General features: G+C 62.7%; 23 protein-coding genes. 14 read left to right on the top strand and 9 right to left on the bottom strand.

Annotation, left to right across the window (positions count from 1 at the left end):
- Position 1 precedes the first annotated feature (1 nt).
- The 3 genes from FHS06_RS08275 (at position 2) to FHS06_RS08265 (ending at position 2,620) form a co-directional block, all read left to right on the top strand.
- Positions 2 to 370, top strand: a complete 369-nt coding sequence (locus FHS06_RS08275; RefSeq protein WP_167048324.1) for an MmcQ/YjbR family DNA-binding protein — start codon at positions 2 to 4, stop codon at positions 368 to 370.
- A 156-nt stretch (positions 371 to 526) separates the two neighbouring features.
- On the top strand, positions 527 to 1,636 hold the full coding sequence (locus FHS06_RS08270) for a DUF6264 family protein (RefSeq protein WP_167048322.1): 1,110 nt from the start codon (positions 527 to 529) through the stop codon (positions 1,634 to 1,636).
- A gap of 42 nt (positions 1,637 to 1,678) precedes the next feature.
- Positions 1,679 to 2,620, top strand: a complete 942-nt coding sequence (locus tag FHS06_RS08265; RefSeq protein ID WP_167048320.1) for a linear amide C-N hydrolase — start codon at positions 1,679 to 1,681, stop codon at positions 2,618 to 2,620.
- A 1-nt stretch (position 2,621) separates the two neighbouring features.
- Here the strand turns inward: FHS06_RS08265 and FHS06_RS08260 are convergent, their stop codons facing one another.
- A complete protein-coding gene (locus tag FHS06_RS08260) occupies positions 2,622 to 3,176 on the bottom strand; it encodes a helix-turn-helix domain-containing protein (RefSeq protein ID WP_167048318.1) in 555 nt (184 codons plus the stop codon).
- A 67-nt stretch (positions 3,177 to 3,243) separates the two neighbouring features.
- Between FHS06_RS08260 and FHS06_RS08255 the strand changes: the two genes are divergently transcribed.
- From FHS06_RS08255 to FHS06_RS08235, 5 genes are read left to right on the top strand one after another with little or no spacing between them, the layout of a single operon-like run.
- Positions 3,244 to 4,755, top strand: a complete 1,512-nt coding sequence (locus FHS06_RS08255; RefSeq protein ID WP_167048316.1) for an FAD-dependent oxidoreductase — start codon at positions 3,244 to 3,246, stop codon at positions 4,753 to 4,755.
- Between the two features lie 56 nt (positions 4,756 to 4,811).
- Positions 4,812 to 5,369, top strand: coding sequence for a Chromate resistance protein ChrB (locus FHS06_RS08250; protein WP_167048315.1), 558 nt, complete (start codon positions 4,812 to 4,814; stop codon positions 5,367 to 5,369).
- A 10-nt stretch (positions 5,370 to 5,379) separates the two neighbouring features.
- Positions 5,380 to 5,796 carry a YkvA family protein gene (locus FHS06_RS08245; RefSeq protein WP_167048313.1) on the top strand — a complete coding sequence of 139 codons (417 nt, stop codon included), beginning with the start codon at positions 5,380 to 5,382 and terminating at the stop codon, positions 5,794 to 5,796.
- Positions 5,797 to 5,807: 11 nt separating this feature from the next.
- A complete protein-coding gene (locus tag FHS06_RS08240; protein ID WP_310734782.1) occupies positions 5,808 to 6,392 on the top strand; it encodes a GNAT family N-acetyltransferase in 585 nt (194 codons plus the stop codon).
- Positions 6,393 to 6,401: 9 nt separating this feature from the next.
- Entirely contained in the window at positions 6,402 to 7,274 is an 873-nt protein-coding gene (locus FHS06_RS08235) for an LLM class flavin-dependent oxidoreductase (RefSeq protein ID WP_167048309.1), read from the top strand.
- Positions 7,275 to 7,279: 5 nt separating this feature from the next.
- Here FHS06_RS08235 and FHS06_RS08230 read toward each other — a convergent pair whose 3' ends face one another.
- From FHS06_RS08230 to FHS06_RS08220, 3 genes are all read right to left on the bottom strand, one after another.
- Positions 7,280 to 7,960, bottom strand: a complete 681-nt coding sequence (locus FHS06_RS08230; protein ID WP_167048307.1) for a GAP family protein — start codon at positions 7,958 to 7,960, stop codon at positions 7,280 to 7,282.
- A gap of 78 nt (positions 7,961 to 8,038) precedes the next feature.
- Complete coding sequence (locus FHS06_RS08225) at positions 8,039 to 10,306, bottom strand: beta-galactosidase (RefSeq protein WP_310734781.1); 2,268 nt, start codon at positions 10,304 to 10,306, stop codon at positions 8,039 to 8,041.
- Positions 10,307 to 10,436: 130 nt separating this feature from the next.
- Positions 10,437 to 11,300, bottom strand: coding sequence for an AraC family transcriptional regulator (locus FHS06_RS08220; protein WP_167048305.1), 864 nt, complete (start codon positions 11,298 to 11,300; stop codon positions 10,437 to 10,439).
- A 58-nt stretch (positions 11,301 to 11,358) separates the two neighbouring features.
- Here FHS06_RS08220 and FHS06_RS08215 point away from each other — a divergent pair, with 58 nt between their 5' ends.
- Positions 11,359 to 14,673, top strand: coding sequence for a DUF5107 domain-containing protein (locus FHS06_RS08215; RefSeq protein ID WP_243845425.1), 3,315 nt, complete (start codon positions 11,359 to 11,361; stop codon positions 14,671 to 14,673).
- The gene (locus FHS06_RS08210) at positions 14,670 to 15,971 is read left to right on the top strand and encodes a cellulase-like family protein (RefSeq protein ID WP_167048303.1); all 1,302 of its coding nucleotides are present in this window, start codon (positions 14,670 to 14,672) and stop codon (positions 15,969 to 15,971) included. Before FHS06_RS08215 ends, FHS06_RS08210 begins: the two co-directional genes overlap by 4 nt.
- Here the strand turns inward: FHS06_RS08210 and FHS06_RS14335 are convergent.
- Together FHS06_RS14335 and FHS06_RS08200 are read right to left on the bottom strand one after the other, a co-directional pair.
- Positions 15,943 to 16,860: a DMT family transporter gene (locus tag FHS06_RS14335; protein WP_167048301.1), complete on the bottom strand. Its 918-nt coding sequence runs from the start codon at positions 16,858 to 16,860 to the stop codon at positions 15,943 to 15,945. The genes FHS06_RS08210 and FHS06_RS14335 overlap by 29 nt on opposite strands.
- Positions 16,861 to 16,869: 9 nt before the next feature.
- Positions 16,870 to 17,811, bottom strand: a complete 942-nt coding sequence (locus FHS06_RS08200; protein WP_167048299.1) for a diacylglycerol/lipid kinase family protein — start codon at positions 17,809 to 17,811, stop codon at positions 16,870 to 16,872.
- 90 nt (positions 17,812 to 17,901) lie between these two features.
- Between FHS06_RS08200 and FHS06_RS08195 the strand changes: the two genes are divergently transcribed.
- On the top strand, positions 17,902 to 19,194 hold the full coding sequence (locus FHS06_RS08195) for a ClC family H(+)/Cl(-) exchange transporter (RefSeq protein WP_208388127.1): 1,293 nt from the start codon (positions 17,902 to 17,904) through the stop codon (positions 19,192 to 19,194).
- Positions 19,195 to 19,225: 31 nt separating this feature from the next.
- The gene (locus FHS06_RS08190) at positions 19,226 to 19,837 is read left to right on the top strand and encodes a winged helix-turn-helix transcriptional regulator (RefSeq protein WP_167048295.1); all 612 of its coding nucleotides are present in this window, start codon (positions 19,226 to 19,228) and stop codon (positions 19,835 to 19,837) included.
- A gap of 24 nt (positions 19,838 to 19,861) precedes the next feature.
- Here FHS06_RS08190 and gnd read toward each other — a convergent pair whose 3' ends face one another.
- From gnd to moaA, 3 genes are read right to left on the bottom strand one after another with little or no spacing between them, the layout of a single operon-like run.
- Complete coding sequence (gnd, locus tag FHS06_RS08185) at positions 19,862 to 20,911, bottom strand: phosphogluconate dehydrogenase (NAD(+)-dependent, decarboxylating) (RefSeq protein WP_167048293.1); 1,050 nt, start codon at positions 20,909 to 20,911, stop codon at positions 19,862 to 19,864.
- Positions 20,912 to 20,956: 45 nt separating this feature from the next.
- Positions 20,957 to 21,814, bottom strand: coding sequence for a formate dehydrogenase accessory sulfurtransferase FdhD (gene fdhD / locus FHS06_RS08180; protein WP_167048291.1), 858 nt, complete (start codon positions 21,812 to 21,814; stop codon positions 20,957 to 20,959).
- Between the two features lie 33 nt (positions 21,815 to 21,847).
- Positions 21,848 to 22,906: a GTP 3',8-cyclase MoaA gene (gene moaA, locus FHS06_RS08175; RefSeq protein ID WP_167050221.1), complete on the bottom strand. Its 1,059-nt coding sequence runs from the start codon at positions 22,904 to 22,906 to the stop codon at positions 21,848 to 21,850.
- A 191-nt stretch (positions 22,907 to 23,097) separates the two neighbouring features.
- On the opposite strand from moaA, the gene FHS06_RS08170 reads away from it, so the two are divergent.
- Together FHS06_RS08170 and cydB are read left to right on the top strand one after the other, a co-directional pair.
- Positions 23,098 to 24,543 (top strand): cytochrome ubiquinol oxidase subunit I, encoded by a 1,446-nt coding sequence (locus FHS06_RS08170; RefSeq protein ID WP_167048289.1) that lies wholly within the window; start codon positions 23,098 to 23,100, stop codon positions 24,541 to 24,543.
- 11 nt (positions 24,544 to 24,554) lie between these two features.
- Positions 24,555 to 25,586, top strand: coding sequence for a cytochrome d ubiquinol oxidase subunit II (gene cydB / locus FHS06_RS08165; protein WP_167048287.1), 1,032 nt, complete (start codon positions 24,555 to 24,557; stop codon positions 25,584 to 25,586).
- Positions 25,587 to 25,595: the final 9 nt, after the last annotated feature.

Here is a 25,595-nt window from a genome sequence, read left to right as displayed (position 1 = left end):
CATGGAAAGCATCCGTGATCGCGCACGCGAAGTATGTCTCGAGCTGCCTCAGGCAGTCGAGGAATACCCGTTCGGCGAAGAGACGGCCGTCTTCAAAGTGCGCGGCAAGATGTTCGCCGCGATCCGGATGAACCAGTCGCCCACCGCGATCACGCTGAAGGCGGCACCCCCGCACTGCGAAGCGCTAGTTCACGAGTATGCCGAGATCACACCGGGCTACCACATGAATAAACGCCACTGGGTGACGATTCAGCTGATCGACAGTGTGCCCGCGCTGCTTGTCGAAGACCTCATCGCCAACTCCTACGACCGCGTCCTCGACACCCTGCCGAAAACGAAAGGTGCGCCTCAACAGCCGGACGCGTTCTGACACTGTCGTGCCATCGGTATCAGATAGCATTTTCATAGCCGGCAAGGGGGTGCTTGGCCGCGCTCTTCAACGCGGCTAAAAGTATTTCCCTCGCGTCTCGCGCTTGTAGTCGCGCTTGTCACCCGGTGCGTCCGATTCATACTTCAAGGAGCCCGAGTGTCTACCCCTACTCCCCCGGAAAACCCCGAGCAGCCGGAACAGCCGGAACAGCCGGAACAGCAGACATCTGCTGCGCCTGCTGCACCCCCGTTGCCACCGGCTCCTCCGGCACCCCCTTACAGCGCGCCGCCAGCGGGAGATCCGCGCTTGCCCGCTTATCCCGCGCCGCCCGCGGGTGTCGCACCCGCACCCGTACCTCCGTCCGCGACCCGTTCCTCCAAGCTCGCAATCTTTGCTCTCGTCGCGGCCGGTATCGGTCTTATCTTTGCCGCGATCCCCTTCGTCACGTGGTTCTCGGGGCTGTTTCTGCTTGCGGGCTTCATCATGGGCTTGATCGCACTGATCAAGAAGAACCAGGGCGGCAACGGCTTCAGCATCGCCGCGATCGTGGTGTCGGTCGTTGGCTGGATTCTCTCGATCATCATGACCTTCGTTTCGTTCGGTTTGATCAGCGGCGCAGCCTATGACGGACTCCTCGACGATTACGCAACTGAGCTCGAGGGCGATGCTCCGTACGCCGACGACAGCACCACGGAGGCGCTCCCGGTCGAGGTCACCGAAAGCGCATTTGCCCAGGTCGAATACTCGGAAGACCTCTGGTGGTACGCCGTCATCCTCGACAACCCGAATGAGGATTACATTTTCGCGTACGAAGCAATTGAAATCACCGCCCTCGACGCGTCGGGAGTAGTGATCGATTCCGCCACTGAGTACCCGACGTTGCTCGCGGGCAAAAACGCCGTCTTCGGCGCATTCACCGACATCGGCACGAACGAAATCGCCGAGATCGAGATCGCACTGCCGGACGCGAACCTGGCAGCGCTTTCGCCCGCCGACGAAACCGGCACCATTGCCGTCAAAGATGTGACTGCATCGTCAGATGAATATGTCTCCTACACGAGCGGGATGGTAACCAGCACATTCGGCGAGGAGCTTTCCGATGTGTACCTCACCGTCATTGCTCGCGACGCCGCTGGAGCCATCATCGGAGGCGGCTGGGACACGGTCGATGTTGTACCCGCCGACGGCTCCGCTGTGCCGTTCGAAGTTGGCCTCTCGGTCTTGCTGACCGATGGCGCAAGCTTCGAGGTTTACCCGAGCCTGTAGCCAAGAGCAGCCGATTGCGGGGTGTCCGCTACGCTCACCGATATGTGCACTCGCATCTTCTGGAATGACAACGCCGTCGCAAAAACCGTGACGCGATGCATGGACTGGGCCGTCAGCGACGAACCGGAACTGTGGTTCGTGCCGCGAGGCACCACCCGCAACGGTCATGGCGATGAGGCATCCCATTCGTGGACGTCTCGCTACGCGAGCGTCGCGACCAGCATGTGGAGCATGGGCACTGTCGATGGGCTCAACGAGAACGGTTTCGGCGCGCACGCTCTGTACCTAGACCCCGAAGATGTGTCGTTCCCCGAGAATGACGGGCGGCCCTCCGTCGCCAACGCGATGTGGGTGCAGTACCTCCTCGATAACTACCGCACCGTCGCGGAGGCAGTGGCAGACATCGACCGTGTGCGCATCACGTCTCCGCTGTTTCGCGGCATGGAACTCGGTGTACACATCGCGATCGAGGATGCCTCGGGCGACTCCGCGATCATCGAGCCCCTCGACGGCACACTCGTGGTGCACCACGGGCCGCAGTACACGGTGATGGCGAACTCGCCCACACTCGATGAGCAGCTCGAAAATCTCACGCAGTACCGACCGTTCGGGGGCGAGCTGCCCCCGCCCGGCGACATCACCTCGGCCGACCGTTTCGTACGCGCCGCGTACTTTTTGAACTACCTGCCCGAGCCTGAAAACACCGAAGAGGCCGTCGCCGGCGTCTTCCAGCTGATCGCGAACGTGTCGGTGCCGTACGGTGCGCCGTACTCCACCGGCGATGTCTACCCCACGTGGTGGCGAGCTGGCGCCGACCTCACCAACCGCATCTATTACTTCGGATCGACGCGAAGCCCTAATATCTTCTGGATCGAACTCGACGAGCTCGCCGATAGCCAAGAGGTCCGCAAGCTCGACCCACGCGAGCTCACCCTCGTCGGAAACCAGACGTCACACCTCGCGCCAGCGGAACTCGCTTACTGAGTCAGTCGGCGCCGTGCACGTGCATGCGTGCACCTGACTCGTTGAAGATGCTCAGCACCTGAGTTGGCCGAGAGCCCGCACACGTCATCGCGTGCGGTGTGCGCGTATCGAACTCGGCAGCTTCGCCGCGGGTCAGCACAAGATCTTGCTCGCCGAGCCGCAAGCGAAGTTTGCCGCTGAGCACGTACAACCATTCGTAGCCGTCGTGCGTGCGCGGCTCAGGCATTTCTCGCCCAGGTAGGTAGGTGATCTTGTCGGTATGCACCGGTGCGCCCTCCGACGCGAGCGGTGCAATGACCATGCCATGTCGCCTGATGACCGCGCGCCGGATGCGCGGATCAGGAGTTTCAGCGCGCACGAGATCGTCAAGACGGATGCCGAGGTGCCTTGTCAGGGGAACGAGCAATTCGAGGGTTGCCTGGCGTTTTCCCGATTCCAACCGCGACAGGGTACTCACCGACATACCGGTTCGCTCGGCAAGCTCCTCGAGGGTCAGATCGTGGGCGCGGCGAGCGGCACGAAGGCGTGGCCCCACCAGATTGAGTTCTCCAGTCACCCGCCGCTCCTTGCTATTTCGGCAAATCTACTTGCCAATATTCTACCCTGGCGCAGATGCTGAGGGTATGGAAAACACATCCTGGGACACAATCATCATCGGCGGTGGCACCGCCGGACTCAGTGCAGCGCTCATGCTCGGACGAGCACGTCGGCGCACTCTCGTCATCGACTCCGGCACTCCTCGCAATCGCTTCGCAGGTCACATGCACGGCGTTCTCGGCCACGACGGCATCTCCCCCGCCGAGTTCATCGCACGCGGACGCGCCGAAGTCGCCCAGTACGGCGTCGAGGTGGTGTCGGGCGAGGTTTCGCGAGTCGATACCGGCGAGGCATCCGTGACCGTTACATACGACCGCGGCGCTAGCACCACAGCCCGCAGCGTGATCATCGCCACGGGGCTGGTCGACGAACTGCCAGACGTTGCAGGGCTCACCGAGCGGTGGGGCAAGGGCGTGCTGCACTGCCCGTACTGTCACGGTTGGGAAGTACGCGACGGACGACTCGGGGTGCTGCTCACATCTCCCCTCGCTCTCCACCAGGCTGAACTGGTGAGGCAGTGGAGCCCTACCGAAACCGTCTTCACAGGGCTGATCGGCGGCATCGATAAAGCGGCAGCACATCGATTGCGCGCGCGCGGAGTCGAAATCGTCGACGAACGTGTCGTCGAGGTCTTCGGCGAGAGCGGCTCTGTCAGCGGAGTGCGCCTGGAGTCAGGCACGAAAGTGTCACTCGACGCGCTGTTCGTCGGGTCGACCCCGCGACCGATCGATAGCTTCGTTGCGCATCTCGGACTTTCGCGCACCGATTCAGCCGTTGGCAGTTTCTTGACAACGGATGCCATGGGCACCACGAGCCACCGGCGAATCTTCGCTGCGGGCAACGTTGTCGACCCGCGTGCCACTGTACCGATGGCGATGGGTGCCGCCGCGGGCGTTGGCGCCGCGGTCAACGCGATATTGGTGCAGGAAGACACGGAAGCTGCCACCTTTTGGGAAGAGCGCTATGCCGGTTCGGAGCGCGTGTGGTCGGGGCATCCGAATTCCACAATGGTTGACGTCGTTTCGGACTTGAACCCTGGCACCGCCCTCGATCTCGGGTGTGGCGAGGGGGCCGATACAGTGTGGCTCGCTCAAAACGGGTGGGATGCCACCGGCCTCGACATCTCGCCGACCGCTATCGCGCGGGCAACTACCGCAACGTCGTCGCTCGGCATCGATCGGGCACGGTTCGTCTTGGCGGACCTCTCGACCTGGCGAAGCGATCAGGTCTTCGATTTGGTCACAACGAGCTTTCTGCATTCACCGGTGGCGCTCGATCGCATTGCGGCGCTCCGGCAGGCCGCGGAGCGAGTTGCTGTGGGCGGACATCTCCTCATCGTGTCGCACGCCGCGCCGCCGCCAGGATCGGGCGGTGCGCACCATCATGCCGACATGTTCGTGGCGCCGGCGGATGAGGTGCGGATGCTCGCGCTCGATCCCGCGCGCTGGGAGGCTGTCCTCACCGAGACACGACAACGAACAACGACCACAGATGTGTGGCACGAAGATGGCGTGATCCTGCTGCGGCGACTGAGCTGAATTTCATCCCACGAACGGCCGCACCGGACGTTTGTAACGCGTGTTACATTTTACTCGTGACCACTACACCTTGGCTTCTCATTATTCCGAAGGTCCCCGTTCAACCGTCTCGCCACCGCGTCGCGGTCTGGAGAGAGCTGCGTCGGCTCGGCGCCGTGCCGGCGGCCGCCGGCGTGTGGGCAGCGCCTGACCTACCGGCCTTCGCTGAGGGCATCTCGGCCGTGCGCGAACTAGCCGAGCGCGGAGACGGTAGCCTCTCCGTGTTCGTCGCGCACGGTCAAGCAGAGACGGATACTGAAACACTTCGTGACGCATTCACGAGCGCCCGGATCGATGAGTGGAATGAGTTCGTCGCGGACTGCGGAAAGTTCGATGCCGAGATCGATCGAGAGTTTGCGAAGGAAAAGTTCACCTTCGGTGAGCTCGAGGAAGAGGAACAGAGCCTCGACCGACTGCGGCGCTGGCATCGCGATCTACTTCGCCGCGATGCATTCGGGCAACCTGAAGCCCAGGTGGCGACCACCAGGTTGGGCGTCAGTGCCGAGAAACTCGCGACTTATTCCGAGCGCGTATACGAGGTGAACCTCCCGGCGGATCCGTCGGTCGAGAGTTGACGTTTCGACGATGAGCGAATGGTGGACACCAGTGCTCGCCGTAGCTGGCGGTGCACTGCTGTTCTGGTGCGTGCTTGTTTCGGTGCTCTGGGCCCAGCAGCGTCGAGTGGGCAGATCGGTCAATTGGCGTGAGGCAATGCGCCTCATCCCCGACGTCATCCACCTTGTGCGCGCCCTCCTGCGAGATCACACAGTCCCGCGTTCCGTGCGCTGGTCGTTGATCTGTCTCCTGGGATATCTGGTGCTCCCGATCGACCTGATTCCCGATGTGATCCCGGTGCTGGGGATAGCCGACGACATCCTCATAGTCGCTCTCGTGCTGCGGTTCGCGATCCGCCGTTCTGGGACTGCAGCCATCGCCAGAAACTGGCGTGGAAGCAACGAGGGCCTCCAAAGCCTGCTCAACCTGACGATCGCGCGCTCGTAGCAATGCAACTCGTGAGTTCACACGTCACAATTGACTCTGTGATGCGACGAGCTCTTTCCGGCGATGAAGCTGCCCTGCACGTTCTTGCTGCCGCGACGTTTCCCCTTGCGTGCCCACCGGGATCGACCGAAAGCGACCAGCGGGAGTTCATCGCCGCGCACTTGAGTGAGAAGTCGTTCACGCAGCATCTCAACGACCCCGACCGTGTCATCTTCGTTGACGTGTCGGATGAAGACAGCGACAACCACGGAAGCTTTCTCGGCTACACGATGCTTGTTTTCGGCGAACCAGCCGATGCCCAGGTGCGTCGCGTCGTGACGGAGCGACCAGCAGCCGAACTCTCGAAGTGTTACGCCTTGCCGTCCACGCACGGCACCGGAATTGCCGCACAACTCGTTGCGGCAAGCGTCGCCGAAGCATCCGCCCGGGGTGCACGCACACTGTGGCTCGGCGTCAATGAAGAGAACGCCCGCGCGCAACGGTTCTACGCGAAACAGGGTTTTTCGGTTGTCGGCACCAAACAGTTTCAGGTCGGTTCGCGCCTCGAAAATGACCTCGTGCTTGCCAGACCGCTCGAGGTCCTGCCCTCCCAATAGGGTGACACTATGCGTTCACTCGGTGTCATTTTTCAACCTTCGTTCCCGCCCGAGCGCATGCTCGACTACGCGCGAGATGCCGAAAAAGCCGGCATTGCCGAACTGTGGCTGTGGGAAGACTGCTTTCGCGAGAGTGGGATCGCCGCGGCATCCGCTGTCCTTGCTTCCACCGAGAAGCTGCGCGTCGGGATCGGCGTGTTACCCATGCCGCTTCGGAATGTCGCGATTACTGCAATGGAACTCGCAACAATCGACCGGCTTTTCCCCGGCAGAGTAATCGGCGGCGTCGGCCACGGCGTGCAGAGCTGGATGACCCAGGTGGGTGCGCGTCACGCATCATTTCTCACTCTCATGGACGAATACCTTCCCACTCTTCGTTCGCTCTTAGCAGGCGACAGAATCACAATCGACGGTCGGTACGTGCGCCTCGACGACGTTGCCCTCGACTGGCCGCCAGCAGAGCCGACACCCGTGTATGCCGGAGCGGAGGGGCCGAAAACGCTCGCGCGGGCGGGCGCTCTCGCTGACGGCACGATTATCCCGTCTGGGTGGAGCGCTGAACGCCTACGACCCGCGGCACGCATCGTTCGTGACGCCGCTGGAGAGAGAGCGGATACTCACCCGATCGTCGTGTTCTTGCTCGCGTCGTTTCGCGATCACGACGACGACATGGCACTCGAATTTGCTCCGACCACGGCCCCTGAACATCGTGTGAGCGCCATCGGTTCTCCAACGTTGGTGGCCGAAAGGGTAAAAGAGCTCATGGATGCCGGAGCCACAACAGTTGCGCTCCAGCCTCGCCTGACCGAACCCGATCTTCCGGGGTTTATTGCGGGCGCGAGCGCCGTAGCGAAGCTCTTAGAGCTCAGCACCGCCAGCTGAGCGGGCTAAAACTGAAGCCAACCGAGGGTATTCGCGCCAAAGAGGACGACGAACACGCCCACGACGATGACGACGATGACGACGATCGACATCACCGCGGCTGAGTCGCGCTCGATCCAGCCCTGCAAGCGCTCCAAGCGCTCACGCATCCCGCTGCTCGCCGACATATAGGTCGCCGCTATTGCGACCACGGTCGAGATCGACAGCACGACAAAAAGCAACACCATGACGATGCCGATCGGCCACGTCACCTCGGCGTGACGCACGCGAGTGGCGACCGTCGCAGCGAGCAGAAGCGCCTCCGGGTGCAGCGGAAAGCTCACCCCGACGACAACCGCCACCCACGGCTTGACGTTTCGCATCGCCGACATCATTCGCGATGGACGCCGCGGGCCGGATCGTGTGCGCGAGAACTGAATGGCGCCCACGACGCAGAGCAGAGACCCGGTGACGAGTTCGACAGTGCCAAGAAGCACCGGGTCATCGACCCGCGGCAGATGCACTGCCTGCAACGCGCTCGCTAAAAGAACAGTGACGATCAGAAGACACGCGCCGTATCCGACAGCCAGATACCAACCAGGAACCGACGAACGTGCACCCACCACGGCAACAATCGTCGTGACAATGGGGACGGTCGTGAATGCGACTGTCAGCCCGAGGCCGATCACTATGAGCCAATCCGCCACGCCACACCCACTTTTCTCTTCAGCAAGTGTGCCAGGTTCGAAGCGTGTGCCGTCTCCCCCTGCTTTGTCGTGAGTGAGCTACGACCAGAGCGTGCTCGTGGCCAACACGACGCTGTCGAGGGCAAGAAGCGCACCACTCGATGATCGGCGGCGATCTTCGGCTCTCGCGGGCAGTCGCACCGACGCACCAGGATGCAGCGCAAGCACACGCAGCGTCACGTCGCTGCCCTCAGCACCCGCGAGCGAGTCGAGATCCACCGACCAGGGTGTTCCATCCCAGAATCGATCGGCCACCACGACACCGTCAACGGCAAGCTCAGCAATATCTCCCGCCCACGAGACACGAAGTACTCGCCGAAGACCCGGCTGCTCAAGACCGACATCGCCAAGCTGAAAGACACGTGCACCTTCAGCGATGCTCGACGCCCCCGGAGCAGACGCGCGTCCGTTGTACGCGCCATAGGTTGCACGCGGCTTACGGCCGCCTGCAACCACCGTCGCTGAAACGCCGCGTTCGCCAGCACCAATCGCGTCCGCTTCTAGCGACAAATCATGCCACCCATCGCCCAGCCATTCACGAACCCGCGGGAGCTTTGCTGAACGGCAGACAATCTGCTCCTGATCGATCCAGACGGGTTCGTCACTGAGCACAAGCCGCCTCGTCGCTCCTTCGAAAACCCATGCTCGGGCGGCATCCTGCACGCCCAACACGAGCACCGCGGCCCGGGAGTCACCGTCTTCGATCACGATTCGACCTCCGCGTTCGGCGTCTACCCGGTGCACAGTCGACGTTGTTCCGCCGGTCGCAATCAACACGTCGCGGTCACGGCCGTCTGCCATCAAAACAAGCATGGCATCATCGTCGTTTTCGTCGAGCAGGGTCAGCACGGATCCAGTCGCCCATCGAATCGGTACGCCACCAACCTCGAGCCCGAACGGCCAGCGTGCGATCGTGCCTGCCGCGATGGCGATCTCGCCATCGCCGGGCGTCACAGCACCCGCGGACGTCTCCACAACGAACTCAACGTCCGGAAGATCTGGCAGCGGAATGTGAGGCTGGTGCCAATTGATGAAGATGAAACCCCGACCGCCGTGGGCGCGCACAGCCCATCGCGGCGTCGTCGCGTCGTCGAGGTCTGCGGGGAGTTGATCAGGAAATGAAGCCGGCATGTCGGTAAGTTGCTCACCGAACGCCGCAAGAAATGCGTGCTGCTGCCGAAGCGGCGCGTGAGAGGACGCGAGATCACCCGCAGACCCCAACGCCGCATGAAAGTCGTAGTCGAACTGCGGAAGGTCGTTGGGGTAAGCGGTCGAATGTGACTCCTGCAGGTTTGCCGCGGGGTTCATGCCACCGGCGTACATGTAGTAGCCCTGCCACATCGAGCCGCTTCCGAGCTTCGCATTCGTCACGGCGGCGATGTCAGCACCCGAGGGCACGACTCGGCGGTGATAGGTCGTCGCCATCCCTCCGCCAAGTTCACACGTCGCGGGTGGGAAAGCCTCATTTCGGGGCAAAGTAGCAATCACATCCGGCGCGACGCCGCTGTGTGCAACATCTCGGACGTCGGCGCCGACACCCGGGTCATCCCACTGATCCGAAAAAAAGAAGTGCTGCCGAAAGGTGGCGTCCCAGGGAGCCGCGGCATCCGTCCAAAATCCGTCACCATAGCCCGAGTAGAGCGGAACGAACTCGTTGCCCGGCAGATCCGCACCGCCCCACGCTGTCGCCGTGTATATCGGAGCGGTCATGCCCGACTCAATCGCCATCTGCTTGAGGGTGCGCAGATGCTCCGGCTGGTCGTAGAGCTCGTTCTCGATCTGGATGCCGATAATCGAGCCCGTCGCAGTGCACAGTGGCGAAAGCTCAGCGCCGAGCTTGGCGAACCACTCCCGCACCATCGCAAGGTAATCGGGGTCGTTCGTGCGGTGTCGAACGTTCGCGCCCTGCACCCAGTCGGGGAGGCCGCCGTTGCGCACTTCACCATGCACCCAGGGACCGATGCGAACGATGACGGGCAGATCGAGCTCGGCGCACAATTCGACGAAAGCCGCGATGTCGAGGTTTCCCGAGAAACTCGATTCACCACGCTCGGTCTCATGGTGAATCCAGATCACATAGGTCGAGATGACGTCGATGCCGCCGGCTCGCATGAGCAACAAGCGCTCACGCCACCGCTCACGGTCAACCCGCGAATAGTGAATCTCACCCGATGCCGGAATCCACCCACGCCCGTCGCGGGACACACACCGAGAGGTGACAGCGATGCGTGGATCAGCTCCAGGATCAGCCATCCCGGGCATCGTCTCGGGGGCATCCCACGCTTGCACTCGTGTTCGAGTAATCACTAGCTCACACTTCCTGCTCGGCACCACGCTGTTGGCGAGCATCACGCTAGCCCGCGGCAGCGGCATCCCCAATGCCATATGCGCGTATCGACATGGACAAAGCGACGAACCTCCCGCATCGGGTCAACGCTCAACCCTTGCGGGTGTCGCGGTAGGCCCGCGGGCTCATGCCGTGCACGCGACGAAACTGTCGCGAAAAGTAAAACGCGTCGTCGATCCCCACTTGGCGCCCGATCTCAGCAACCGTGAGTGTGGATGTGTCGAGCAACACTCGAGCTTTCGCCATCTTGAGCGCGTTGTGGTGGGCAAGCACACCGCCGCCGGTGGCGTCGCGAAACAGCGCTGCCAAGTGCGACGACGAAACTCCTACCATGGCGGCAAGTTCGCCCACCTGCACACGGCCGTCAACTCGTTCCTCCAGGTATCGCATGACGCGTTGCACCGGTGTTCCTTCTTCTGGAAGCAAACGGTCTACCGCAAGCTGCGCAAGAAGTCGCCAGCCAATTCCTGCTGTGAGCGTGAGACGTGCCGGTGTCGTGTCGCGCGAGAGCGCAACAGAAATCTCATCGAGGAGGGCCGTGACTTTTTCGACTGAGCGGAGCGAAAGCGTCAGCCGATCGGAACGAATGCCCGCGGCATCCACGAGCTCAGGGACGTCACTCCCCCGCACGTGACACCACCAGATCGTCCAGGGCTCGTTCGAATCAGCACCGTATGAATGAGCGAGTCCGGCCGGAATGACGATGGCGGTCGACGAACCGACCCGGGTGCGCACACCGGCAGCCTCCACCCACCCCGAACCCGCAACGCACACGATCACAATCGTTTCGCGAACGCCGTGGTTGCGGTGTCGGCCATGACCCTGTGCCCGCGGAAAGTAACCGGCGTCAGTGACGACCAACCGCTTCGTCACGGGTCTCGTCAGCGCCGCTTCGACGAGAGGCCGCGGCACCACACTGAGTCGCTCGTGCTCGAACCCATCCGCGCGTTCCATCTCAACATCCTGACACACGGCGATCATAGAATTGTCCAGCTTCGCACACAGATCGCCTATGGATTCCGCCGCTATGCGCGCGTACGGTTTTCGAGTGACCCGCGACAACGAGGCCCCGAGCCGCATCCATCTACCTGACGCTCCCGCCGCTCAGCGCGACATTCTCTTCGCCGGAGGAGTTGCCTGCTGGAGTGAACCCGTCACGATCGACACATACGAGGTCGGTGCGCCTGATGAGTATCCGTTGTTCCTTGATCGCCGCGTGTACCAGGGATCAAGCGGCAAGGTGTATCCGCTGCCGATGATCGACAGCGTCGAAGACGCGAAAGCACCACGGCAATGGCAGGCAATTCACCTCGAGAACGAGTACGTGCGTCTCATGCTGCTGCCAGAGATCGGCGGACGTATTCACATCGGCTATGACAAGACCACGGGTTACGACTTTTTCTACCGCAACAACGTCATAAAGCCCGCCCTCGTCGGGCTCGCCGGCCCCTGGATTTCAGGCGGGGTCGAGTTCAATTGGCCCCAACATCACCGACCCGCAACGTTCCTCCCGGTAGACGCACGAATCGAGCGAGAAGACGATGGCGCTGTCGTCGTCTGGCACAGCGACTTCGATCCCCTCCAGCGCATGCGCGGGGTGCACGGCATCCGTCTGCGCCCCGGTTCGTCACTCATCGAAGCCGAAGCTCATCTGCACAACCGCACCGATCTGCCGCAGACCTTTCTGTGGTGGGCAAATGTGGCGGCACGATCGCACGAAAAGTACCAGTCGTTCTTTCCCGATGATGTGGCATACGTTGCCGACCACGCGCGCCGCGCCATCACAGCGTTTCCACGAGCCGACAGACAGTATTACGGCGTCGACTACCCCGCGCTCGCAAGCGAGAAACTGAACGCTGACCGCATTGATTTCTATGGCAACATTCCGGTGCCGACGTCGTACATGATCACCGACACGACCGACGAGTTCTTCGGCGGCTACGATCACACGGCCGATGCTGGTTTCGTGCACTGGGCGGATCGCGCGCTCTCCCCCGGCAAGAAACAGTGGACGTGGGGCAACGGTGCCATCGGTCGCGCGTGGGATGACCAGCTCACCGACAACGACGGACCGTACGTCGAACTTATGGCGGGGGTCTACACCGACAACCAACCCGATTTCAGCTGGCTGATGCCCGGAGAGACCAAGAGCTTCAGCCAATTCTGGTACCCGATTCACAACATCGGACCAGCCCGTCAGGCAACGACGAATGCCGCAATCTCCGTGCGTCACGACGACACCGACGCGGTCAGCAAAATCCGTGTGGGTGTCATCGCCACCGCACCCCACACTCACGCGAAGGTCAGTGTCTCGCGCGCCGGAGTGGTGGTCGCACAGTGGACAGGCGATCTCGGACCAAGCCTGCCCTGCGAACTCATTGTTGACGGCACCGTCGACAGCGCCGTCGACGAAAGTGAACTGCGCGTGTGGGTGTCAGTCGGCGAACGCGTGCTTGCGGAGTGGATACCGCGCCGAGCCCCCGCTGAAGAACCATGGGCGGCCACGGCACCGCCTACACCGAACGAGATCGCATCGACCGACGAGCTCGTACTCACGGCGACTCACCTGACCCAGTACCGGCACCCGACACGTTCACCTATCCCGTACCTCCGCGAAGCACTCCACCACGATCCGGCCGATTCGCGCGCAGCGACCGCACTCGGAGCATGGCACCTCGCCCGTGGTGAGTACGCACTCGCACGCGATGTGCTCGAGCGCGCGATGACGCGCCTCACGCGGCGAAACCTCAATCCTCGCGACGGTGAGACGGCATACCTGTTGGGTCTCGTTTTTGAACGCCTGGATGACCTCGAAAGCGCCGAAAACTGGTTTGCGAAGGCCCGGTGGAATGCCGCGTGGCACGGCCCGGCATCTCTCGCGCGGGCACGTCTCGCGCAGCGAAAGCACGATCCAGAACGGGCTCGTGTTCTCGCATCTGACGCCGGCGCGGTACCCGAAGCGCGGCGCCTTGTAGCGTTCGCAACCGCAGAAGCCGGCGACCCCGCCACAGCGCAGCGGCTCTTCGAAGCGCTTATCGCCGCCGATCCGCTCGACCCCGCACATGTCGTGCTCAGCGGCGGCGCGCTCACCCGCGATGCGCGCACACAGCTCGACATCGGGGCAGAGTTCGCCCGCGCTGGTCTCTACCGATGGTCTTTCACTGCTACAGACGTCACGAACGACGAGGGCCAGAAGGGTTTTGGCCTGGCGGGGCCCCTTCGCCACTATCTCCGGGCTCTCTGGCATGGGCGCGCGGGCGACGAAAGCGCGGCCGCGGCCGAGCGCGCTGCCGCTCAGACAGTTTCGTCCGCGCTCGCTTTTCCTGCGGGGCTCGACCAGTTCGATGCGCTCACAGCAGCCGTCAGAGCCAACCCCAACGACCACGTCGCTCGCGGACTCCTCGGTATGTGGCTGACGGATGCCGGTCGTCCCAGCGATGCGCTTGAGATGCTGCGGGCAGCAACCGAGAGTGGATCAGACGACCCAGTTGTCTGGCGAAATTTCGCGATCAACGCGGTCGCAGCAGAAAACGACACGGATGCTGCAGACCGAGCTCTCGCGCACGCACTGACCCTTCGCTCAGATGCGCGGCTCGTCTTCGAGCGCGATGAGCTGTCGGTCCGGAGCGGAGTGTCAGCATCCGATCGGCTCGCGATACTCGAGCAGACGCCAGAACTGCTGGCGCGCCGAGACGATCTCGCTCTCCGCCACGTCACGCTGCTTCTTGACGCCGGCCGAGCCGACGAGGCCTGGCATATTTTGAGGACTCGCAGCTTCCGCCCGTTCGAGGGTGGCGAAGGCCGAGTGATCGCGGCGTTCGATCGCGCAGCTGTTGCTCTCGCACGACAGCTCATTCAGACAGACCCGCACGCGGCCGCCGACCTGCTCGAGTCGGGGTTTACACCTCCCGCGCACTTTGGTGAGGGGCGGCATCCGGCAGAGCCACCCGTCGAACGCGCTGTGGTGTGGGGCGAGGCACTTCACGAAGCGGGCAACCCAGGCGCGGCCCGCAAAGCTTGGCGTCAGGCCGTGACGCCGACACCACTTGCTGTAGCGCCTCGCCCGGCAGACGACGCAACCTACTGGCGCGGTATCGCTCACCTGCACCTCGGTGAACTGACCGAAGCGGATGCCGCGTTCACAGCACTGGTTGAACGCGCTGTTGCTCTTCGCCAAGACCCCGACCCTGTCGACTACTTCGCGACGTCGCTCCCCGCGCTCACCCTCTTCGACACTGACACTGCCGCCGGGCGCGACGCCAAGGCCACGCACCTTGAGTCGCTTGCCACAGACGGGCGTCGCCGACGCGAGAGGATGACATCGTGACTGAGCGCTACCTCGGTGCGGGAACAACCGCCCACGACGAATCGGCACTGACGGGCGAGGTGCCGGCTCACCTTCCGCAGCGGCTCACGATCACGCTGTGGGATTTCTCGTGGTACACCCAAGCGGGCCCCGGTGAGCCCTACGAAGACATTGCCGCGGCGGTCGCTGACGCAGCGTCTCTCGGCTACAACACCATTCGCGTGTGTGCGGCTCCCCTGTTGCTCTTTGGTGGCCTCGACCTTGACGCTACCTCTCTCGCTATCGAGGGCCTGGGAGCCGCTCCCAGCGGCGGATACTTCGGTCAACGCACGCGCTGGTACAACGCTCCGGGCGGCTACCGCATCGATGTCGCCTCGCGGCTTCTGACTCTGTTCGACGCCGCCAGGGAGCACAACATGGTCATCGTGTTGGCGAGTTGGGAGTATCAACAGTCGACGGCGTTCGCGGAGTCGCCGGAGTGGTTCGAAGCAATCGATGCAGTGCCCCTCAACGAGCGTTACCGCGTGCTCGCTGCCGCGTGGAATCGAATGATCGCGTGGCTCACGGTGCACGGTCATCGCTCGCGCATCGCCCTCGTCGAGGTACACAACGAGGTCGACTTTTCAATCCTGCCGGCGCTCGAAGAGGGCGGCGCCGAACAGGTCTCCTGGCTGAGGGAGCAGCATTCTGACCTGCTCGTCACGGCGAGTTACGGCAAGCCACCACACCTTGCGATGCACCGCGTGCCTGACGGGCTGGGCGCGGCACAATTCCACGTCTACAGCTATGGCGTGCTCGACGAGCTGCAACGGATCGTAGATATTCGCTCCGAGGGAAGCAATAAGTTTCCCAATGCTGCGCTGCATGCTCTGCTGCGAGTCGATGCACCCGGGGTCTCGGAGTACGGACGGGCGGCGGAATGGAAGTACCGCGCAACCGTTGTCACCGACCAGATGATCTATGGCTACGACTGGGTAGACCCCGCCGCGTGGGACGACTGGCTCGACGAGCACTATCCGCCGTACGAGCACGTCATGATGCGCGAAATCGCCTCCCGGACGATCGCGATCGCCGCCTGGGCCCGCTGGCAACAAGTGCCAGCGATCATCGGCGAAGGATGGGTGGGCTACACGCCGCTTGGCGGCAACTTTGAAGAGGGCGAGACCGGGCGCGCGCTTGCCGAACACGGCATTCAGACCGCACTCGACAACGGCGTGTGGGGCGTCGTGCTGTGTTCAAACGCGGCGCCTCATCATCCAATGTGGCAGCTTCGCGAGTGGCAATCCGCTCTCAACGCGAGAATTCTGGCTGTTTCCTAGGGCGCGACGACAGCGAGACGAGAACGAGAGCGGATGCCAACACCACAAGCCCCGCAGCGGCCGAAGCCGTGAGGCGCTCACCGAGTACGCCGATACCGAGCAGGGTCGCCGTCAACGGCTCTGCGAGCGTCAGCGTTGCAACCGTCGGTGCGGTCAGTCGCGAAAGACCCCACCCGAAGAGTGCATAAGCGATCGCGGTCGTCACGACACCGAGCCAGAGCGCAAGCGCGAGCCCTGCGGGGGTCAGTAACCAGTCCGTTCCCCCGATGAGCAATACCGGAACACTCACGACAGCCGCTGTACCGAAAAGCGCACCCATCGCATCGAGCGAACGCCACCCGCAGTCAAGAAGAGCCTTGCTCGTGAGCGCATAGGCGGCGTACGAAGCGCCGGCTCCCACTGAGGCGGCAAGCCCTAATGGATCGATCGCGACCGCTGAGCCTCCACCCACGAGCCCCCCAACGAGTGCCACGCCGATCACGGCGAGTGCGGTCGCCAGAGCCCATCCCATGGTGGGACGTCGGCGGCGGATCAGGGCATCGAGTATGCCAGTGATCACCGGCGCCGAGCCGAGCGCGACGACGGTGCCGATGGCCACACCGTTTGTTCGGGTGCCGAGAAAAAACGCGGGTTGGTATGCGAGAACCCCAACGGCCCCCACCGCGACAAGGATCGCAGTCTCCCGCGTGAGGCGTGCTGGGGCTGCCGCCGCGCGCGCGTTCGCACGCTTTTGCGTTGCCAGGGCAATGAGCCCGAGCATCCCGCCGCCGATGAGGATGCGCGCAGCGCCCACAGCAAAAGGCGACGCGTCAACGCCGGCAAGGGCTTGTGCTGTGCCCGTCGTTCCAAAGCACAGCGCCGCCACTACGACAGCGAGAACGGCGGCCACGAGCGAGTTTCAGCGCACGCGCAGGGCGCCAGGCTGAAGAGTGACTTCGAAGCAGGCCACCTCGCCGACTTCTTCGCCGTCGATTTCGAACGGCTGTGGCGATGGTAACTCGAGGCGCATGGATGTCGCCGTGCGGTGCTGGAGCGAACCGTTGCTTGACGTGTTTTCGCCGGGCATCAAGAGCTTGATCAGACCGTTGTCCCAGACGACTGAGCGGAGCGTCTCCATCCACTGCATGCCGTTTTCAGCGCTCACCACGATCATGTCGAGACGGCCATCGTCGGGCTTTGCATCGGGCATGAGCGTGATGCCACCCTGAATCATGCCGCAGTTACCCACGAGCACTGTGTGCGCGCGAAGCTTTTCTGGCTTTCCCCCGTCGATCGTGAGGGTCGCCTCGACTGAAGCGGATGCCGCAACAGCACGACCCATGGCTTCGACATACGCCATCCATCCAGCTCTCGCCTTTAGCTCGCTGTCGGTCTCGGCGAGCATTTGAGCGTCGATTCCGAAGCCCACCATGACGACAAACGCTTCTTGTTTGCCGCTGTCGTCTACAGTGACCCAGCCAACGTCGATGTCTGAGGCAGTACCCGTCAGGGCGCGTTTTACTGCGGCGCGCATACTCACGAGCGGGATACCAAGATTTCGAGCGAAGAGGTTGCCTGTGCCGCGGGGAACGATGCCGAGCTCCACGCCGGTACCGGCGAGCGCTTCTGAAACCGCACGCACAGTGCCGTCTCCGCCCGCGGCAATGACAAGGTCGCACCCGGCTTCGACTGCCTCCCGACCCTGGCCAAGGCCCGGGTCATCTTCCGTCGTTTCGAACCACTGCACGTCGACGCTGTCAGTCTTCCCAGCCGCCTTCAGCGTCTTGGTGATCAGGTCTTCCAGGTCGCCCCGGTCCAACTTGCTCGGGTTGATCACTACGCCGATGCGCGAATTCGTCATGAGTACCTCCTCGGTAAGAATATGTGCGGCAGAGGGAGAAGACCGCACGCCCCTACGATGACAAGAAGAGTTCGCCGATCTGGGGGTGTGATGCGACTGCTGTGGCTGAGCGTTATCGCTCTCATCGCGGGCGCCGCGGCCGGATTTGTCGGCGGCGCATTCCGGTGGGTGCTCTTTCACGCCGACAGCCTGCGGGCGACCATCTCAGAATGGGCGCACGCGACTCCCGGAGGCTTCGTCGTGCCGGTTTTGCTCACGGCACTCGCTGCCGCAGCTGCCGCAGCTGTCGTGAGGCTCTCGCCGCGATCATCTGGGAGTGGCATCCAAGACGTCGAGGCGGTGGTCCGCGGCGAGGCAGAACCACCTCCGCTCGGAGTGCTACCCGCGCGGTTTATCGGGGGCACACTTGCCATCGGCGGTGGCCTGGTGCTTGGCCGCGAGGGCCCAACCGTGCACATGGCCGCGACGATCGGGGCATCCGCTGGTCGCGCTACCCGGCGCAGCGGCGATGACGTTCGAGTGGTGCAGACCGCACTTTCGGGTGCGGGGCTCGCGGTTGCGTTCAATGCGCCGATCGGCGGTGCGCTGTTCGTCTTCGAAGAAGTGACAAAGCGAATTCAACTCCGAACGGTGGTCGCAACTCTCGCGAGCGTTGGTGCAGCCGTCGCCTGCGCGCGTCTCATCACGGGCGATCGCCCTGACTTTACGGTTGTGGAACCCGCAAGCATTCCGTTGTTTGCGTTGCCACTCGTCTTGATATTCGGTGTGCTCCTTGGCGCCGTCGGTTCGGCGTACAGCTTTCTCGTGATCGGTTGTCTCGATATCGCCCGTCGGCTTCGTCGGATTCCAGCCACTGTGCGCGCCGCGTGCATCGGAGCGATTGTGGGGGGCGCGCTTTTTCTCGACCCACTGACCGTGGGCGGGGGTGATGCTCTCACACAGGCGATTTTGACCGGCCACGCGATCGCACTGCCGGTGCTCGTGATGTACATCGTCATCCGTTTCATCGCGGGACCGCTGTCGTACGCGGCAGGAACGCCCGGGGGCCTTTTTGCCCCGCTGCTGGCACTGGGCGCACTTTTCGGCCTTGCCTTCAGCCGTCTTGTCGACATCTTGGTTCCGAGTTTCACAGCGGGCCTAGGGCCGAACGGCAGCCGCGATTTCGCCATCACGATGGCCGTCGTTGGGATGTCCGCGCTGTTCGCAGCTGTTGTGCGGGCGCCTCTGACAGGTATCGCACTCATCATCGAGATGACAGCAATCACGAGCGCCAGCATCCCGATGATTCTTGCCGCAGTGGCCGCCGTCATCATGGCCACCGCGCTCCGGTCAAAGCCCGTGTACGAAAGCCTTCGCCACCTCATGATCGATGGCAAACCGTGACTGGTTCGACAACCCGCGCGATAATAGAGCTATGACCCGGCCCGGCTACAGCGCGATCTCGAGTTACTCCCGCGTGCAGATCCTCAACGAGCTGCAACAGAGGCCTGGCCGATCGATTACCGAACTGTGCGCGGCCACCGATCTTCACGCCAACACCGTGCGCGAGCACGTGCAGCGACTCATCGAAAGCGGCTATGCCGTTGCAGAAACCGAACAGCGCACGACGCGAGGACGACCCCGCGTGCTGTACGCCGCAGCGAACGGCGAAGGCAGCACCGAGAGTCCGATTGCGCGACAGCGCGCCGAAGACGCCGCACGCCGCGGCGACCTCATGCGGCGTGTCATGCCCTGGACTGACTGCGGTGATCTTTCAACCAGCGCGATGCATCAGATAGATGCTCTCGTTGACGACCTCGGTGGTGCCGGTTTCGACCCGGTCGTCGACGACCTCAACCTCACTGTCGACCTCTCGCCCTGCCCACACGCCGATACCCTGCCCGAGCACCGCGGCACACTCTGCCAGGTGCATCTCGGCATTATGGACGGCGTGCTCGCTCAGGCCGGCGGCCCGCTACGTGTCGAAGCAATGGCGCCCAGCTGCAACCCGGCCGAGTGCGTTGTGCACCTGTCAAGTCGCAGCTGAGCGCCAGCGGACAACGCTCCGCGCTTAGTGATCTTCGCCCTTACCTGCCTCGAGCATGTCGCCCGTGGGTAGTTCCTGGTGTCCACCGAACTGCAGGCGCATCGCCGACAGCACTTTGTTGGCGAACTGGTCTTCGCCGCGTGACGCAAACCGTTCGAACAACGATGCCGCAAGCACCGGAGCCGGAACGCCCACGTCGACAGCAGCCTTCACCGTCCAACGGCCTTCACCGGAGTCAGACACCCGACCGGCTAGTCCGTCGAGCGTGGGGTTCTGCTCAAGCGCAGCGGCGGTGAGGTCAAGCAGCCACGACGAAATGACCGATCCGCGCCGCCATAGTTCGGCGACCTTCCCCGTGTCGATATCGAACTGGTAGAACTCCGGCTCTTCGAGCGGCGCAACCTCAGCGGAGTGGCTCGCATCGCGCAAACCTGCATCCGCGTTGTTCAAAATGTTGAGGCCCTCGGCGAGCGCGGCCATGATGCCGTACTCGATGCCGTTGTGCACCATCTTGACGAAGTGCCCTGCACCCGAAGGACCACAGTGCAGGTACCCGAGCTCTTCTTCGGTGTAGTCGCCGGTGCGACCCGGGGTGCGCTCGATGTCGGAGACACCGGGAGCGATCGTTGCCAGAATCGGCTCGATACGAGCAAAGGCCACATCGGGGCCACCCACCATAAGGCAGTAGCCGCGTTCGAGACCAAAAACACCACCGCTTGTTCCCGCGTCGACGTAGTGAATGCCACGGTCTTTTAGCGCTGCCGCGCGACGGACGTCATCGCGATAGTTCGAGTTGCCACCGTCGATGATGATGTCGTCGGCGTCGAGCGCTGCTGCCAACTCTTCGACCACGGCGCCCGTGAGGCCGGCCGGAACCATGAGCCAGATCGCGCGAGGGCCTGTCATCTTCGCGGCGAGGTCTGCCATGCTCGAGGCCCCAATGGCACCTTCGTCGGCAAGGGTTTTGACGGCATCCGGATTCACGTCGAAGACGACGCATTCGTGTCCCGCGCGCATGAGGCGCCGCACGATGTTGGCGCCCATGCGCCCAAGTCCAATCATTCCCAGCTGCATAATTTCTCCTCGCGTGTGCGTATAGGTAAAGAGTGTGTCGTTCGGTCAGAGGTGTGCGGGGGCTTTTACGCTGATGCGCTCGACGTGCGAGTACACGTTCATCGAGGTGCCCCGCAAAAATCCCACGAGAGTGAGCCCGCGGTCAACGGCGAGTTCGACAGCGAGCGACGACGGCGCCGAAACCGCGGCAAGTATCGGGATGCCTGCCATCACGGCTTTCTGCACCAGCTCGAAGCTTGCGCGGCCAGAAACCTGCAGCACAGTGCCAGAGAGGGGCAAGCGATCACTCACGAGCGCCCACCCGATGACCTTGTCGACGGCGTTGTGGCGACCCACGTCTTCGCGGAGCACAAGCATTTCTCCCGTTGCCGCATCGAACAGAGCCGCCGCGTGGAGCCCGCCGGTCTTCTCGAAGATCTCTTGCTCTGCCCGAAGTCGATCCGGAAACGTCGTCAGCAGCTCCGCGTCGAGCACAGTGTGGTCAGCCGCGACGTCGTACGTCGAGCTCGTCTCCACTGCCTCAAGCGACGCTTTGCCGCACACCCCGCACGAACTTGATGTGTAGAAGTTTCGGCCGAGCGCACTTTTGGGAACCTCGACGCCGCGTGCAAGCGTCACATCGAGCACGTTGTACGTGTTGCCGTCGATCGTGATGCCGGTGCCCGGGCCGCCGCAGTGGATAGCTGAGTGGAACTGCGGGCCGGCCGCAATCACACCCTCAGACACGAGAAAGCCCGCGGCGAGTTCGACATCATGACCGGGGGTTCTCATCTGCACCGAGAGCGCAGTGCCGCCCACACGAATTTCTAGTGGCTCTTCTACGGCAAGAACATCGGCCCGGCGGTGAGGTTCGTTGCCGAGGGTGATTTTCACCACCGGTTTGCGTGCCGTAATCCGCCCCATGCGCTCATGCTATCCCTGGCGTGTGGCCGACGTTCAGCCACCAATCGCATTCATCCCACGTGCTGGTTGCAAGAAGCCGGGGTCGTTGATCGCGTGACCGGGAAGCTTTCCATGCACGCAGGAGCGAAGCATCCGGTCGATTCCGGCATCGATGTCGTTTTCGGCGTCGGCCCCATCAGCTCGCAGCACCGGCATGAGGTCGTACTCGGTCGTCGAAAAGAGACAGTTTCGCAACTGGCCGTCGGCCGTCAACCGCAGTCTGTCGCAGTCACCACAGAAGGGTGCGGTCACCGAGGCGATAACGCCCACCGTGTGGTGGCCACCGTCGAGGGTCCAGCGCTCGGCTGGCGCTCCCCCGCGCCCGGGCACAGGAGTCAGCTGCCACCGCTCGCTGAGCGCTGAAAGAATCTCATCACGCGTCACCATTTGTGTGCGGTCCCACGTGTGTCCGGCGTCGAGCGGCATCTGTTCGATAAATCGCAGTTGCGCGTTCTGTGAGATCGCGAACGCGACCAGGTCGACGAGCTCATCGTCGTTTACACCGCGCATCGCGACAGCGTTGAGTTTGAGTGGTCGAAGATCGGATGCGGCCGCGGCGGCAATGCCTTCGAGCACGTCGTCAAGGCGGTCGCGCCGCGTGAGCTCGTGAAAACGCTCGCGACGAATCGTGTCGATCGAGATATTTACACGGCTGAGGCCGGCAGCGATGAGATCGGGCAAGTACTCGCCCAGACGGATGCCGTTGGTCGTCATCGCGATCTGCACTGGGCCCTCGGGGCTCTCGATGAGGGCCAAGCGTCGCACGACCTCGACGATGTCTTTGCGCAGCAAGGGCTCACCGCCGGTGAGACGGAATGTCGTGACTCCAGCGGCGGCGGCTACACGCGCTACCCGCTCGATCTCGTCGAGGTCGAGAATGCTCTGCCGCGCCAACCATTCATTGCCCTGCTCCGGCATGCAGTAGGTGCAGCGGAGCGAGCAGCGGTCTGTCAACGACACACGAAGGTCACGGTGAACCCGGCCGTGAGTGTCACGCAGCGGGCCGGTTTGAAGAGAAAAATCGGGCGATTCGGGCGCGCCGAGCCGGGGCATCCCGATCGTTACCGGAACTGAAGTCACCGCCCGTTGCTCCTCGTCACATTTTCAGAGTAACCTGGTGCGAGACGCATGTGGTCAGACCACAAAGAAGCCGAGCCGGATTATTCACGGTCCGACGCCCGACTTCGCTTGGAGCATCCTGCGTACCGTTGATCAAAATTCGGTGTGATGGGGAAGGAATACTGATGGATTTTCTCGATCCGCTGGCACTGGCGAGGTGGCAGTTCGGTCTCACCACGCTGTACCACTTCTTGTTTGTGCCATTGACGCTGGGAATGGCACTGACCGTCGCCATCTTCCAGACCGCATGGTTCCGCACCGCGAAGCTCAAATGGCTTCACCTCACGCGCTTCTTCGGCAAGATCTTCCTCATCAACTTCGCCATGGGCGTCGTGACAGGAATCGTGCAGGAATTCCAGTTCGGCATGAACTGGTCGTCATACTCTCGATTCGTCGGCGATGTTTTCGGCGCACCTCTCGCTTTCGAGGGCTTATTGGCTTTCTTCTTTGAGGCCACGTTCATCGGCCTGTGGATTTTCGGCTGGGACAAACTCCCCAAGGGCCTCCACCTCGCCAGCATCTGGATTGCAACAGTCGGGGCATGGTTCTCGGCGTACTTCATCCTCGCCGCCAATGCATTCATGCAGAACCCCGTCGGCTACCAAATGTCGGCAGATGGCCACCGGGCAGAGATGAACGATTTCCTCGCGGTGCTCACTAACCCGATCGCGCTCGCGGCTCTCCCCCACACACTTTTTGCCGCGTTCATGATGACGGCAGGTGTCATCATCTCGATCGCCGCCTGGCACCTCCTTCGCCGTCAGAACATCGAGATGATGCGCAGCGCGCTCCGCTACGGCCTCTGGGGAATGATCGTCGCCTTTATCGGCACGGCCCTTTCGGGTGACCAGCTCGGCCTCGTGATGGTGCAGACGCAACCCATGAAGATGGCCGCCGCAGAAGCGATGTTCAACTCCGCCTGCGGCGCTGATGCCTCATTCTCGATCTTTACGCTCGGCACACCCGACGGCACGAGTGAACTCTTCTCGATCCGCATTCCCTATCTGCTGTCGTTCTTGTCAACGCACACTTTCGATGGCTGCGTCGAGGGCATCAACGACCTCAACATGCAGTACACGACCCAAATGTTCCCCCAGTTCGCCGATCAGGTCGGCGGCAACTTCGCACCGACCCTGTGGATCACGTACTGGGCGTTCCGCTGGATGATGGGCCTTGGCGGCATCGCAGCGCTCGTCGCTGTCGTCGGCCTCTGGGTCACCCGCAAGAACGCGAAGAAAGAGCCAGCAACCTGGATGTGGCGTGCCGCGATCTGGGCATGGCCAGCATCCTTGCTAGCCATTCTCGTCGGCTGGGTCTTCACCGAAATGGGCCGTCAACCCTGGATCGTGTTCGGCCTGATGCTCACGGAAGACGGCGTGTCACCGAGTGTTCCCGGGTGGACGGTACTGATCTCCCTGGTTGCGTTCACCGCAATCTACGCCGCACTCGCGGTCGTGGAGATTGGGCTCATTATGAAGGCAGCTCACAAGGGCCCCGACCCCCTGCCTGAGCCTGGAAGCGAGCCCGATCAACCCACGGCGCTCGAAGACACCCCGACGACGGTCTACTAGGAGCTGTAGTCATGGATCTTGCATACCTCTGGTTCTTCATCGTCGGCGTCTTGTTTGTCGGCTACTTCGTGCTCGACGGGTTCGACTTCGGAGTCGGCATGTCACTGCCGTTCCTCGGAAAGAACGACGTCAGCCGCCGTCAGATCATCAACACGATCGGCCCCGTGTGGGATCTCAACGAGACCTGGGTCATCGTCGCTGGCGCATGTTTGTTCGCGGCTTTCCCTGAGTGGTACGCGACCCTGTTCAGTGGGTTCTACTTGGCGCTTCTGCTGATCTTGCTCTCGCTGATCCTTCGTGGCGTCTCGTTCGAATACCGTCACCAGCGCGACAGCGTGCGATGGAAGCGCAATTTCGACCGCATGATCGTCATCGGCTCCGCCGTCCCGGCATTCCTGTGGGGTGTCGCCTTCGCCAACATCGTGCAGGGCGTGCCGATCGACGCCAGCCACGAGTTCACGGGATCACTACTGACGCTTCTCAACCCCTACGGCCTGCTCGGTGGCCTCACGACTCTTCTCTTGTTCTTCACGCATGGGGTGTACTTTGTCGCGTTGAAAACAGACGGTCAGGTGCACACCGACGCACGAAAGCTCGCAGTGCGTTCGGGTGTTCTCACGGTTGTCGTTGCCGCGGTCTTCCTCGGCTGGACGATCATGAGCGCCTGGACCGGTGGCGCACCGCTCGTCGGGCTCGCCATCGTGTGTGCGCTCCTCGCGGCCGTGCTACTGATCGCATCGGTCGTCGCGAATCTGCGTGACCGTGAAGGCTGGGCGTTCGGATTTGGTGCGTTCACCGTCGTGTTCGCTGTGCTGACCCTGTGGCTCTCGCTCTTCCCGAACGTCATGCCGTCGTCGACCGACCCGACGTTCAACCTCACGATTGAGAACGCCTCGAGCACCGACTACACGCTCACGATCATGTCGTGGGCGGCCCTCATCTTTCTTCCCTTGGTGCTGCTGTACCAGGGCTGGACGTACTGGGTCTTCCGCAAGCGCGTCACCCGCGGCCGTATCGAAAAGGCCGCGGCAGAGGTTCATTGAGGCAAAATC

Source organism: Microbacterium halimionae (genome assembly GCF_011761265.1).
In the GTDB taxonomy this organism is placed as follows: Bacteria; Actinomycetota; Actinomycetes; order Actinomycetales; family Microbacteriaceae; genus Microbacterium; species Microbacterium halimionae.
Note: the sequence above shows the minus strand (reverse complement) of the source record. Positions and strands in the feature narration are given on the sequence as shown.

Bases quoted from the DNA above. Each gene is read 5' to 3' on its own strand.
- FHS06_RS08245 (WP_167048313.1), top strand. From the start codon at position 5,380: ATGAGCGAATGGTGGACACCAGTGCTCGCCGTAGCTGGCGGTGCACTG.
- FHS06_RS08195 (WP_208388127.1), top strand. From the start codon at position 17,902: ATGCGACTGCTGTGGCTGAGCGTTATCGCTCTCATCGCGGGCGCCGCG.
- FHS06_RS08265 (WP_167048320.1), top strand. From the start codon at position 1,679: ATGTGCACTCGCATCTTCTGGAATGACAACGCCGTCGCAAAAACCGTG.
- moaA (WP_167050221.1), bottom strand. From the start codon at position 22,906: ATGCCCCGGCTCGGCGCGCCCGAATCGCCCGATTTTTCTCTTCAAACC.
- FHS06_RS08170 (WP_167048289.1), top strand. From the start codon at position 23,098: ATGGATTTTCTCGATCCGCTGGCACTGGCGAGGTGGCAGTTCGGTCTC.
- gnd (WP_167048293.1), bottom strand. From the start codon at position 20,911: ATGCAGCTGGGAATGATTGGACTTGGGCGCATGGGCGCCAACATCGTG.
- FHS06_RS08200 (WP_167048299.1), bottom strand. From the start codon at position 17,811: ATGACGAATTCGCGCATCGGCGTAGTGATCAACCCGAGCAAGTTGGAC.
- FHS06_RS08235 (WP_167048309.1), top strand. From the start codon at position 6,402: ATGCGTTCACTCGGTGTCATTTTTCAACCTTCGTTCCCGCCCGAGCGC.
- FHS06_RS08220 (WP_167048305.1), bottom strand. From the start codon at position 11,300: ATGGAACGCGCGGATGGGTTCGAGCACGAGCGACTCAGTGTGGTGCCG.
- FHS06_RS08190 (WP_167048295.1), top strand. From the start codon at position 19,226: ATGACCCGGCCCGGCTACAGCGCGATCTCGAGTTACTCCCGCGTGCAG.
- FHS06_RS08255 (WP_167048316.1), top strand. From the start codon at position 3,244: ATGGAAAACACATCCTGGGACACAATCATCATCGGCGGTGGCACCGCC.
- FHS06_RS08215 (WP_243845425.1), top strand. From the start codon at position 11,359: ATGGATTCCGCCGCTATGCGCGCGTACGGTTTTCGAGTGACCCGCGAC.
- FHS06_RS08275 (WP_167048324.1), top strand. From the start codon at position 2: ATGGAAAGCATCCGTGATCGCGCACGCGAAGTATGTCTCGAGCTGCCT.
- cydB (WP_167048287.1), top strand. From the start codon at position 24,555: ATGGATCTTGCATACCTCTGGTTCTTCATCGTCGGCGTCTTGTTTGTC.
- fdhD (WP_167048291.1), bottom strand. From the start codon at position 21,814: ATGGGGCGGATTACGGCACGCAAACCGGTGGTGAAAATCACCCTCGGC.